The organism is Psychroflexus sp. MES1-P1E, assembly GCF_002836055.1.
Classification (GTDB): Bacteria; Bacteroidota; Bacteroidia; order Flavobacteriales; family Flavobacteriaceae; genus Psychroflexus.
This window is the reverse complement of the sequence record NZ_PJBS01000157.1, coordinates 53,967-65,844: the sequence shown is the minus strand read 5'-3', so window position 1 is coordinate 65,844 and position 11,878 is coordinate 53,967. Positions and strand designations below refer to the sequence as shown.

At 35.5% G+C, this 11,878-nt stretch carries 11 protein-coding genes; 8 read left to right on the top strand and 3 right to left on the bottom strand.

The genetic code is table 11. From position 1 onward, the window contains the following. Positions 1-66: 66 nt before the first annotated feature. From CXF67_RS06195 to CXF67_RS06160, 8 genes are all read left to right on the top strand, one after another. Complete coding sequence (locus CXF67_RS06195; protein ID WP_102087959.1) at positions 67-1,098, top strand: NAD-dependent epimerase/dehydratase family protein; 1,032 nt, start codon at positions 67-69, stop codon at positions 1,096-1,098. Then, positions 1,082-2,218 carry a glycosyltransferase family 4 protein gene (locus CXF67_RS06190; RefSeq protein ID WP_180957909.1) on the top strand — a complete coding sequence of 379 codons (1,137 nt, stop codon included), beginning with the start codon at positions 1,082-1,084 and terminating at the stop codon, positions 2,216-2,218. Before CXF67_RS06195 ends, CXF67_RS06190 begins: the two co-directional genes overlap by 17 nt. Before the next feature lie 2 nt (positions 2,219-2,220). Continuing rightward, positions 2,221-2,829 (top strand): sugar transferase, encoded by a 609-nt coding sequence (locus CXF67_RS06185; RefSeq protein WP_102087957.1) that lies wholly within the window; start codon positions 2,221-2,223, stop codon positions 2,827-2,829. Positions 2,830-3,493: 664 nt separating this feature from the next. Next, a complete protein-coding gene (locus CXF67_RS06180) occupies positions 3,494-3,853 on the top strand; it encodes a four helix bundle protein (RefSeq protein WP_102087956.1) in 360 nt (119 codons plus the stop codon). A 576-nt stretch (positions 3,854-4,429) separates the two neighbouring features. Further along, positions 4,430-4,666 (top strand): acyl carrier protein, encoded by a 237-nt coding sequence (locus tag CXF67_RS06175; RefSeq protein ID WP_102087955.1) that lies wholly within the window; start codon positions 4,430-4,432, stop codon positions 4,664-4,666. Further along, entirely contained in the window at positions 4,659-5,720 is a 1,062-nt protein-coding gene (locus tag CXF67_RS06170) for a 3-oxoacyl-ACP synthase III family protein (protein WP_102087954.1), read from the top strand. The genes CXF67_RS06175 and CXF67_RS06170 overlap by 8 nt, the downstream gene beginning before the upstream one ends. Next, complete coding sequence (locus CXF67_RS06165) at positions 5,717-6,472, top strand: SDR family NAD(P)-dependent oxidoreductase (RefSeq protein ID WP_102087953.1); 756 nt, start codon at positions 5,717-5,719, stop codon at positions 6,470-6,472. Before CXF67_RS06170 ends, CXF67_RS06165 begins: the two co-directional genes overlap by 4 nt. 547 nt (positions 6,473-7,019) lie before the next feature. Continuing rightward, a complete protein-coding gene (locus tag CXF67_RS06160) occupies positions 7,020-7,670 on the top strand; it encodes an acetyltransferase (RefSeq protein ID WP_102087952.1) in 651 nt (216 codons plus the stop codon). Between the two features lie 499 nt (positions 7,671-8,169). On the opposite strand, the gene CXF67_RS06155 is transcribed toward CXF67_RS06160, so the two are convergent. Genes CXF67_RS06155 through CXF67_RS06145 form a run of 3 tightly spaced genes read right to left on the bottom strand, consistent with a single transcriptional unit; the run spans position 8,170 to position 11,822 of the window. Continuing rightward, entirely contained in the window at positions 8,170-9,165 is a 996-nt protein-coding gene (locus CXF67_RS06155) for an ABC transporter ATP-binding protein (protein ID WP_102087951.1), read from the bottom strand. Next, a complete protein-coding gene (locus CXF67_RS06150) occupies positions 9,131-10,786 on the bottom strand; it encodes an ABC transporter permease (protein ID WP_102087950.1) in 1,656 nt (551 codons plus the stop codon). The genes CXF67_RS06155 and CXF67_RS06150 overlap by 35 nt, the downstream gene beginning before the upstream one ends. Before the next feature lie 7 nt (positions 10,787-10,793). Beyond that, positions 10,794-11,822 (bottom strand): Fe(3+) ABC transporter substrate-binding protein, encoded by a 1,029-nt coding sequence (locus CXF67_RS06145; protein ID WP_102087949.1) that lies wholly within the window; start codon positions 11,820-11,822, stop codon positions 10,794-10,796. Positions 11,823-11,878: the final 56 nt, after the last annotated feature.

The window sequence follows — 11,878 nt, the reverse complement described above, 5'->3', positions numbered from 1 at the left end:
AAAGGATTTCATTCTTAAAAATCATGATATAAATAAGAATAAAAAGTACAATTTAAATATATAATTATGAAAAATGCATTAGTATTAGGAGGAGGTGGTTTTATAGGTGGCCATTTAGCCTACCGTTTAAAGAAAGAGGGCTTTTGGGTGAGAGTTGTAGATATAAAAGAAGCTCATGAGTTTTGGGATCATGATCTTATCTGTGATGAATATGTACAAGGTGATTTGAGAGATCCTGATTTGGTTAATAAGCTTATGAAATCCCCTAAAAATAATGGCTTTGATGAGGTATATCAGCTCGCAGCTGATATGGGAGGAGCAGGTTATATCTTTACTGGAGATAACGACGCAAACGTCATGCATAACTCCGCTCTTATAAACCTAAACGTATCTTATGAAGCTAGCAAACAAAATGTGAAGCGTATTTTTTATTCGTCATCAGCTTGTATGTATCCTGAACACAACCAATTAGATCCAAACAACCCCAATTGTGAGGAATCATCGGCATATCCTGCAAATCCAGATTCTGAATACGGATGGGAAAAGTTGTTTTCTGAACGTTTATTTCTTGCCTTTAATCGTAATTATAACTTAGATGTTAGGGTAGCTCGCTTTCACAATATCTTTGGTCCTATGGGAACTTGGGAAGGTGGAAAGGAGAAAGCACCAGCAGCGATGTGTAGAAAAGTAGCTGAAACTCCTGAAGGAGAAAGCATTGAAGTCTGGGGAACAGGCAAGCAAACACGTTCTTTTCTCTACATAGATGACTGCGTGGAAGCCATGTTAAGATTTATGCGTCAAGATACTTTTAAGGGGCCTGTTAATATTGGTTCTGAAGAAATGGTGTCTATTAATCAACTTGCCGAAATGGCTATAGATATTTCAAATAAAAAATTATCTATTGGTAACATCCATGGTCAAGAATTTGTTACTAAGTATGGTTTTGAATGTCCCATTGGTGTTATGGGGAGGAACTCTGATAATAAGCTCTACAAGGAAAAGATGGGCTGGGAAGTTTCTAAACCGTTGATAGATGGGATGAAGCAAACTTATGCTTGGATCGAAAAACAAGTCATGGCACATGCTCAAGCAAAATAAAACAGTTGTTATTTTAGATCAGGCTTCTGGCTATCTTCAAATCGATATGCTGGAAGCTTATGCTGAAAAATTTGATAAATGTAGTATTGTTGCGGGGTCAATTGTAGAAAGATCATCCTTACTCCCTAAGTCTGTGAAATGGCACAAAACTGTTAAGTACAATCGTAAGAATTTATTTACTCGCTTACTTACCTGGTTTGTTGCTTCATTTCAAATGCTTTTCATTGTTCTATTCAACTATAGAAAAGCGCACATCGTCGCAATTACTAATCCGCCTTTTAGCGTTTTTGTTCCTTGGGCATTAGGTTGCTCTTACGATGTCGTGATCTATGATATTTATCCTGATGCCTTGAAACAGTATCAGTATGTGAAAGAAACAAGCTTTATATATAGGTTTTGGTCTCGATTAAACATCAAAATGTTTTCTAGCGCAAATAAAATCTTTACACTAACTAGTGGAATGAAAGATTTAGTTTCACAATATGTTGATGATAATGCTAAGATTGAAATAGTGCCTTTGTGGAGCGACGAAAAAGATTTTAAAGAAATTACTAAAAGCGAGAACAAAATTTTAAAAAAGACATCTGGACTCTCAAAGTTTAATATTGTTTATTCTGGTAATTTAGGGATGACTCATCCTGTTGAAAAAATCATTGAGTTAGGACACTTTTTGAAAGGTGATTTATTTAACATCATCATTATTGGTGAAGGTGCAAAGAAAAAACAAATAGACCATCTCATAGAACACTATAAATTTGATCATGTCCATTCACTTCCATGGCAACCAATAGAATTTTTGCCACATAACTTATTTGCAGCAGATTTAAATGTCGTTACCTTAGATGATGCCGCTAGTAATTTAAGTATACCGAGTAAAACATTTAATATTTTATCTGTGGGTAATCCTATTCTTGGTATTTGTTCCAGTAATTCTGCATTAGCTCAATTAATAATGTCAAATAATTGTGGTTTAGTTTCTTCTGGTAATGACATAAAAGAACTATCAGATCAGATAATTCAACTTGCCTCAGACAAACAATTACTCAAATCTTTTAGAGAAAATAGTTTTAACGCGAGTAAAAATTTCACAAAAGAGAATGCTAAGGCTTATGTTTGGTAACTATGTATAAATATATTTTAAAAACCGTATTCGATTTTCTCTTTGCACTAGTTGGCTTACTAGTGTTAAGTCCAATTTTTTTGCTGGTTACGTTTTCTTTAATGCTTGCTAATTCAGGTAAACCCTTTTTTTTTCAGTCTAGACCAGGGAAAAACGAACGCATTTTTAAAGTCATTAAGTTTAAAACCATGAATGATAAAAAAGACGCAGGAGGGAATTTGTTGCCTGATGCTGAACGCTTAACCGGGGTGGGTAAATTTGTACGCAAAACGTCTTTAGATGAAATCCCACAATTGATCAATGTCCTCAAAGGCGACATGAGTTTAGTAGGGCCACGACCATTGTTGGTTCGTTATTTACCAATGTATAATGATTTCCAGAAACAAAGACATATAGTTAAACCAGGCATCACAGGTTGGGCACAGGTCAATGGCAGAAATGCAATTTCTTGGGAAGAAAAATTCAAACTTGATGTATGGTACGTCAAACATCAAAGCTTTATGTTGGATCTTAAAATTTTATTTAAAACGGTATACAAAGTTATAAAATCTGAAGGTATCAACACCCAAGGGCAAGCAACGACTAAGCCTTTTACAGGAACTAAAGTTTAGTGGTTTGCTTTTGGTAAACCGCTTAGTCAGCAACTGGTGTTGCTTGTTTTTACAAAGCTGCGCAGTTGGTTTAGAAGTTCATTCAGAAGCTAAGGCTATTTTTTGACACAGTTTAGGAGTTTAGTCAGAAGCTAACGCTACTTGTTTTGACACAGTTTAGGAGTTTAGTCAGAAGCTAACGCTACTTGTTTGGAGACAGCTTTGTTTTTGGTTTAGGAGTTCAGTGAGTAGCTCGTGCTACATGTTTGGAGACAGCTTACGCTTTTGGTTTAGGAGTTCAGTGAGTAGCTCGCGCTACTTGTTTTTACACAGCTTACGCTTTTGCTTTGGGAGTTTAGTCTGTAGACTGTGCTACTTGTTTAGGCACAGCTTACTTGGTTCATAAATTTTGCTATAGGCTAAAGAATAAAATAATTGAATACACAATTAAACTAGCGAACTCGTTCGCGTCTAAACAGAAGACAAAGTCCTCAACTAAATAAGGAGCTTGCTTCAAACCCAACTCCTAAAATAGCGAACTTGTTCGCTCTAAACAGAGGGCGCGGTCCTCAACTAAACAAGGAGCTTGCTTCAAACTCAACTCCTAAACTAGCGAATTCGTTCGCGTCTAAACAAAAAACAGAGTCTTTAACTAAACCAGCAACTCGTTGCCAACTCAACATAAATGAAAACCTACAGTTTCGAAAAGCTCAAAGTGTGGCAAAAATCTAAACAATGGGTAATTCACCTCTACAAATTGACTGAAACTTTCCCTAGAGAAGAAAAGTATGGTTTGGTCTCACAATTAAGAAGAGCAAGTGTTTCAGTGAGTTCAAATATTGCAGAAGGATCTTCGAGGAAAACACCAAAAGACCAAAGACGTTTCTATATCATATCTTACAGTTCAATGATTGAAGTGTTGAACCAACTTTTAATAGCGGAAGAATTATGTTACATCAAAAACAAAGACCTCCAAGAAAGCAGAGTAAGAATCGATGAAATATTAGCCATGTTGGACGCCTTAACCAAAAGTTTAAGGATATAGTTTAGTGGTTTGCTGTTGCAAATTGTTTAAACACAGCTTACGCTTTTGATTTAGGAGTTTAGTGTGTCGCTTGCGCTACTTATTTGCACACAATTTACTCTTTTGGTTCAGGAGTTTAGTGTGTCGCTTGCACTACTTGTTTAGACGCAGTTTCGCTGTTGGTTCAGGAGTTTAGTGTGTCGCTTAAACTACTTGTTTGGACACAGCTTACTTTTTTGGTTCATGAATTTAGCCATAGGCTAGTATTTGAATAATAAAATGCACAATTAAACTAGCAAACTCGTTCGCTCTAAACAGAGGACGCAGTCCTCAACTAAACAGGCAGCTTGCTGCCCAAACTAAACTAGCGAACTCGTTCGCGTCTAAACAGAGGACGTAGTCCTCAACTAAACAGGCAGCTTGCTGCCCAAACTAAACTAGCGAACTCGTTCGCGTCTAAACAGAGGACGTAGTCCTCAACTAAACAGGCAGCTTGCTGCCCAAACTAAACCAGCAAACACGAATTTGCAACTAAATAAACCACAAAGTATTCAACTCCAAAAAAACCATTAAATTTACCATTACAAATCTTAGATTATGAAAGAAAAATTCCTAGATGCATTTAAAGAAGCCTTAGAAATTGAAGAAGACAATGTTGAAATGAATGATGTTATGTCAGATTTTGACACTTGGGACTCTATGTCTAGATTGTCTCTTATTGCATTACTCGACGAACATTTTGAAATAGAAATTAGTGATGACGAATTTGAGAACATGACTACAGTTCAAGATTTATACGATAAAGTTCAAACCAAAGTTCAAGCTGATGGCTAATTTACAATTTAAGGATGTATCCATACTAGGGATGTCCGGGGCTGTGCCAAAGCACACTATAGTGAATAGAAACTATACAGCCCATTTCGATAAAGATACTGTTGGTGAGATTGTTGACAAAACAGGAGTAGAAGAGAGGCGCTTTGTACCAGAGGGCATGACATCTTCAGACCTTTGCTTTGCAGCTGCAAAAAAATTAATGGATGATTTGAAAATAGAAAAATCTGAAATTGATATACTTTTATTTGTTTCTCAAACCCCTGATTACAGAATGCCTGCAACCTCTATAAATTTGCAACATCGGTTGGGTTTACCAAAATCTACAGCGGCATTTGACATTAGTTTAGGTTGCTCAGGTTTTATATACGGTCTATCTACAGCTTATGCTTATGCTCAAATGCCAGGCGTAAGAAAAGTGCTTTTATTGGATGGCGAAACCCGTTCCAAGGTTTATCATCCTAAAGACAGAAAAACTGGTTTCATTTTTGGAGATGCTGCAGTGGCCGCCATTATTGAAAAACAGGCAGGAATTGGAAAAAGTTATTTTTCATTGAATTCTGACGGTTCAAAATCAGATCTGATAAAAATAGATGCTGGTGGCTACAGAAATCCAAGTTCGGCTGAAACAATTAAGGAAAAAGTAGTTGATGAACATGGTAATATCCGGACAGATGAGCATGGATATATGAATGGTGCAGATGTGTTTAATTTTGTGCTGAGAGAAATCCCCAAGAACATTAAAGAGACTTTAAAGTTTGCAGGCAAAAGCATAGATGATTTTGATTATTTAATCTTTCATCAAGCCAATAAGTTCATGAATGACTACTTAGCTAAGAAATTAAAATTAGATTTAATAAAGGTTCCTTCAACAATAGCTAAATATGGTAACACCTCTTCTGTGTCTATACCCATTACTATTGTCGATCAACTTAGACATAAGTTGGAAGGTGAAAAACAACTATTTTTATGTGGATTTGGTGTAGGAATGTCATGGGCATCAGCATGTTTGCCTGTAAGTAATATAAAAATTTCAGAGATCATAGAAGTTGAATGAATACCCCATTTACACTTAAAGGACGAACAATTTTAATCAGCGGTGCTTCATCTGGAATTGGTGAAGCAACGGCGATTGTTTGTGATCAATTAGGCGCAACTTTGCTTTTATTGGGTCGTAATGAGGTACGTTTAGAAGAGGTTAAATCCAAATTATCTTTGGGGGCCCATAAGTGTTTAGTCGTTGACTTGTCAGATTTTGAAGTATTAGAACAGATATTAAAACCTTTTTTAGAAAGTTCAGGGGCAATTCATGGTTTAGTCAATGCTGCTGGTGTTACGTCTACTTTCCCATTTAAATTGTTTAAACCAGAAAAACTTGATGGTCTTTTGAAAATCAATGTTCATGCGGCGTTTTACTTAAGCAAATTGATGCTTAAAAAGATGAATAAAACAGGGGGGAGTATAGTTTTTATAAGTTCTATTATGGCAACACATGGCGAAAAAGCAAAAACACTTTATGCTATTAGTAAAGGGGCAGTCTCTGCCGGGGTAAAATCTATGGCAATTGAATTGGCAACAAAAGGAATTAGAGTCAACTCTGTTGCGCCAGGAATCGTAAATACGCCGATGACGGCCTCTGCAACCTATAAAAAGAATGAAGAATTATTAAAATCAACCTTAAGTAAATATCCGCTAGGCTTTGGAGAGCCAGAAGATGTAGCTAATGCCTGTGCCTATTTACTTTCTGATGCATCAAGATGGGTGACTGGAACTGAAATTGTGCTGGATGGTGGTTATACTGCGCAGTAGTTTAGTCAACAGCTACGCTGTTTGTTTAGCGTTTTGCTATCGTAAAATGTTTAGTGAGTAGTTTACGCTACTTGTTCAGGCACAACTTCGTTGTTGGTTTAGCAGTTTAGTAGGTTGCTTGCGTTTTAGAGACCTCGTTCACCCAAAATCAACTCCTGAACTAGCGAACTCGTTCGCTCAAAACAGAAAACGTAGTCTTCAACTAAACTGTCAACTTGTTGGCGATTCAACTTCTAAACCGCTTACTCGTCGCTATCGCAAAATGTTTAGTCAGCAATTGGCGCTGTTTATTTAAACATATCTTCGTTGTTGGTTTAGGAGTTTAGTAGGTAGCTTGCGCTACTTGTTTAGGCACAGTTTACTTTGTTGGTTTATGAATTTAGCCATAGGCTAGTATTTAAATACTAAAAGGCACAAGTAAACTAGCGAACTCGTTCGCTCTAAACAGAAGACGTAGTCCTCAACTAAACCAGTGAGCTTGCTCACCCTAAACTAATTACCCGTTGCTAACTTATAAAATAAAAATTAATCTCAAAAACATAAAAATATGGACAGAATAATCATTGTAGGCTCAGGTGGACATGCCGCAGAATTAAGGGACTATATTAACCATAATAATAATGCAAGGCCAGCAGATCGAATTGAAGTCATAGGTTATATTGATGATGATAAATCAACTTATGAACATTATGGATTTTCAGAACCTTATTTGGGAGGGATTAAGGATCACAAAGTCCTAGAGGATGCCAAATACCTAATGGGCATTGCAAACTTAGAGTATAGAAAAAAAATCATTGAAACATTAGTGTCTGAGGGTGCTAGATTTAGAGGACTTATTCATCCCACAGCTATAATATCACCTTCGTGTGTTATCCATCATACAACTGTTATCTCTCATAACGCTTCTGTTGGTGCTAAAGCTGAAATAGGTGCCTATAATATGCTAAATTCAAGATGTACAATAGGGCATGATACGAAAATGGGAGATTACAATTTCATCAGTCCACAAGTAGCGATCTCTGGTAATACAAGTATTGGAAATGGGAATTTAATCGGGACAAATGCCTGTACAATTCCAGGAATAAAAATAGGAAATAATAATAAAGTTGCAGCTGGAATGGTCATTTATAAACCTATTGAAAATGATAGCACCGTTTTATTTAGACATAAGGAAAGATTGATTGTGAAGAAAGAATAAATACTCTTTCAAAATTTTTAAACTTCAACCCCCACACTTTTAAATATTGTGTGGGCTTTTTGTTTTAAAATTCGTTATTTCAGATTCAAAGCAACATTTAAAATCACTAGGACAAAGAATTCTGAAGACAGAGATAGAAGAGGAGTATGTAAGAAAAGTAATTGGTAACTAGTTTAATTCCAAAAGTTAGCAGACTAAACCTAACTAATACCAATTTAAACCTATAATGTCGCAATAAATCATTTCTTTTTCGCCTGCTTTTTATTAAAAATAATTACCGTAACTAAGGCTATGCTAATTATTTTTAACTTCAATTAGTCAAAAAATAATTCAATTTATTTATACGACATTATAAATTTAATTTGGTATAACATCCAAATGTCAGATAAAATCAGTTTCTTTTTTACTTATTAATGAATACACCAAAGGAAGACACTCCAATGTCCTTATCGGAGACATGAGTTTAATTGGTCCAAGACCAGAGCGGTTTGAGGTGGTATTATTCGTCGAAAGCTAACACGTCCTTTGAATTAAAACCAACTTTAATGGTTTTTCCCAGAACAGACTCATTAGTGACTACCGTTAAATGCTCACCATTGTCTAACTTTAGGAGCAATTGAGAATGAGTGCCAAGAAAAGTTCTCTTTAAAATCTCAGCTTCAGAAACATAGTCACAGTCCTTATTGACTGTAAGATTTTCATTTCTTATCGCATGGCAACAATCTTCTTTTAAGGGACATTTAAAAGCAATTTGTAGTCCCTTATTAAGCTGAATGGTATTTCCAAATAGTGAGGCGACATAGATAGATTGCGGTTTTTTATACAATTCAGAAGCCTCGTCCTTTTGTACCAATTTACCATTTTGTAAAATCAAAATCTCATCAGCAACTGCTAGCGCGTCCTGAGTATCATGTGTAACGAAAATTGCAGTGACCCCTGTTTTTTTAATAATATTAAAAACCTCATTTCTTAAGCGGTACCTCATCATAGAATCTAGATTGCTAAAGGGCTCGTCCAATATTAAAACAGAAGGCTTCGGCGCTAGGGCCCTAGCTAGGGCTACTCGCTGTTGTTGTCCTCCAGATAATTCATGTGGATAGCGTTTTTCATAGCCTTTCAGACCAACGAGTTCTAAGGTATCTAAAGCCGTTTCTTTCTTAGCTTTAGACGTTTTAATCCCATAAACAACATTTTCCAGAACTGAAAGATGTGGAAAAAGAGCATATTCTTGGAAGACCATACCTACATCTCTCTTCTCTGGAGCTATGTTTTTCTTTATCGAGGCCACCAGTTTATTTTCAATATGAATTTCACCAGAATCCAATTCTTCTAATCCTGCAATTAGTCGAATTAAGGTTGTTTTTCCACTCCCACTTTCACCAACAACTGCACAGATATCTCCTTTGTTGACAAAAAAGTTAACATTGTCCAAAGCTTTCACCTTCCCTTGATCGAAGGATTTAGTGAGGTTTTTTATGGTAAGAGTTGTTTGCATTCTTCAAAAGTAATTTATTTAAAAAAATAGCGGGGATTAAAGCCGTTAATATTATTAAAAGAGATGGAAGAGCAGCAGATCTAACCATTTCATCGCTCGCATATTCAAAAGCTTTTACGGCTAGGGTATTTACATTGTAAGGCTTCATTATAAGGGTTAAAGGTAGCTCTTTTAAGATATCTATAAATACTAAAATGAATGCACTGAGTAAACCCGCTCTTATAAGAGGGAATTCTATTTTAAAAAAAGTTCTAAAGTTTCCTTTACCCAAAACTTTGGAGGAATCGGATAAGCTTTTATCAATTTTTAGACTTGAGGATTCTAGAGGTTGATAAGCAACAGCTAAGAATCTTACCACGTAAGCATATACCAAGGCGATAAGAGTCGCATTCAAGACTAGTTTAGACGTAATTCCTTGCTCAATAAGCCATTTATCTAAATAAATACTTGGAATTAGGACACCGATAGCGATAATAGTTCCCGGTATGGCATACCCCATAACGCCCAGTTTTGATGTGGTTTTTAAAAAACTAATTTTATTCCATTTAGAGAAGAATAAGAGGAGGAGGGCGATCAAAACAGTCATTAAAGAAGTCAAGAAAGCGATACCGAAACTCTGTAAGGTTATTCCGATAAAATCTATACTCCATACCTTTGTAAAGGTTTGTGAAACCCAGAAAAGCAATTGTGTTACAGGAAGAAAAAACCCCATAAAAACAGGTAAAAGGCATATAAGGCTAAAGACTATTTGTTTTCTTTTTGTGGGTTTTATTCTTGAATTGTGCTGTTGTTTTGAGGTTTTAGCCGAGGTGAACTTTATGTGTCGTCTTTGCCATTTTTCAAAAATGATGAGTCCAAAGACGATGACCAAAAGTATAGCTGACAAATAGATGGCTGTTTCAGGTTCTCCAAGAGAAAACCAGGATCTAAAAATGCCTGTGGTAAACGTACTGACTCCATAATAGCTTGCAGCTCCATAATCATTTAAAACTTCCATTAATACTAAAACCAATCCAGCAATAATGGCAGGGCGAGCTAAGGGAAGAATTAATTTAAAAAATGATTTAAATTCAGTAATTCCCAGCATTCTTGAGGCTTCAAGTAAATTGGTTGCTTGTGCTAAGAAAAAAGTTCTGCTACTTACGTAGACATAAGGAAATAAAGATATACTTAAGACAAAGGACAAGCCATATATGTTCATGAAGTCAATATTGAAGTTTTCAATACCCAATAGTTCAACTGCGGAAGACAATGGTCCAGAATAACCAAATATTCCAGCATAAGAGTAAGCCATTATATAAGCGGGTATTGAAAGTGGTAATATCAATAACCATTCTAATTGTTTTCTAAATGGAAATTCAAACCTAGAGACCAACCAAGCAGTTGTCACTCCAAAAACGATAACGAATACAGAGCATAAAAGGGAAAGTACAAATGAGTTTATTAAATAATCTACAAGGACATAATCTACAATATGTGTCCAGCTTTCGCCTGGTCCATCAAAAAGTTTAAAGATGACCGTTAATATGGGAATAGCTACTGCTGCAACTATCAAAACCAAGAAAAGAGACCATTGATTAAGGTCTCTTTTAAATTTATAAAATCTGTCAGTTATTTTCAAGGGCTATTTATTTCCAACCTACTTTATCAAATATAATGACAGCTTCTTTATTATTTTCTCCTAATTCATTCAATTGAAGAGTATCTTCTTTAAAAATTCCCCAGTTTTTAAGAATTTTTGCTGGTTCAACATTTCCATTGATAGGGTATTCATAATTTGATCCTGCGAATATTTTTTGAGCTTCTTCCTGCAGAAGGAACTCTATAAATTTTATTGCATTTTCTTTATGAGGAGCGTACTTAGCAACACCAATACCACTTACATTAACATGAGTTCCTGATGTATCTTGGTTGGGAAAAAATATACCTACACTATTTCCAGCTTCTAGTTCACCCTCATCTTCAGAGTTTAATAATTTTCCTATATAGTAGGTATTTACTATGGCAAGGTCTCCTTCGTTATTAGCCACGGCCTTCACTTGATCTCTGTCATTCCCTTTTGGTGATCTAGCCATATTATCAACCAAACCAGTAGACCAATTTTCCGCAAAATCTTTACCACGATTCGATATTAGAGAGGCTAAAAGGGATTGATTATAAATGTTAGAAGAACTTCTCACCAGAATTTTATTTTTCCACTTTTCAGATGTCAAATCTTCGTAAGTTGATAAATCATTTGGATCGACTCTGTCTTTGGAATACACTATCACTCTTGCTCTTTTGGTAAGACCAACCCATTGTTTATCTGTATCTCTCAAGTTGGCTGGGACGATAGAGTCAATAAGTGAATTTGAAATAGGTTGAAGTAAACCTTCGGACTTAGCTCTGTACAATCTTCCAGCGTCTACAGTAATAAGAACATCTGCAGGAGACTGTTTCCCTTCCAATTTCATTTTTTGGATAAGTTCGTCTGCACTTGCGTTGACTACATTTAATTTAATGTCATTTTGCTTTTCAAAAAGTTTAAAAAGCGCCTGGTCCGATTCATAATGTCTATGTGTATAAACGGTAAGTTCTTCAACTTTCTCTTCTTTTGGTTCTGATTTACAACCAAAAACAAAAGCTATCATGATTATAGCATAAAAATAATTCTTCATATCTCTTTTTTTACAAATTTAGATATCTATATTTATTTAGACTCATTATTAATAAA

Bases quoted from the DNA above. Each gene is read 5' to 3' on its own strand.
- CXF67_RS06175 (WP_102087955.1), top strand. From the start codon at position 4,430: ATGAAAGAAAAATTCCTAGATGCATTTAAAGAAGCCTTAGAAATTGAA.
- CXF67_RS06165 (WP_102087953.1), top strand. From the start codon at position 5,717: ATGAATACCCCATTTACACTTAAAGGACGAACAATTTTAATCAGCGGT.
- CXF67_RS06180 (WP_102087956.1), top strand. From the start codon at position 3,494: ATGAAAACCTACAGTTTCGAAAAGCTCAAAGTGTGGCAAAAATCTAAA.
- CXF67_RS06190 (WP_180957909.1), top strand. From the start codon at position 1,082: ATGCTCAAGCAAAATAAAACAGTTGTTATTTTAGATCAGGCTTCTGGC.
- CXF67_RS06160 (WP_102087952.1), top strand. From the start codon at position 7,020: ATGGACAGAATAATCATTGTAGGCTCAGGTGGACATGCCGCAGAATTA.
- CXF67_RS06170 (WP_102087954.1), top strand. From the start codon at position 4,659: ATGGCTAATTTACAATTTAAGGATGTATCCATACTAGGGATGTCCGGG.
- CXF67_RS06195 (WP_102087959.1), top strand. From the start codon at position 67: ATGAAAAATGCATTAGTATTAGGAGGAGGTGGTTTTATAGGTGGCCAT.
- CXF67_RS06155 (WP_102087951.1), bottom strand. From the start codon at position 9,165: ATGCAAACAACTCTTACCATAAAAAACCTCACTAAATCCTTCGATCAA.
- CXF67_RS06185 (WP_102087957.1), top strand. From the start codon at position 2,221: ATGTATAAATATATTTTAAAAACCGTATTCGATTTTCTCTTTGCACTA.
- CXF67_RS06145 (WP_102087949.1), bottom strand. From the start codon at position 11,822: ATGAAGAATTATTTTTATGCTATAATCATGATAGCTTTTGTTTTTGGT.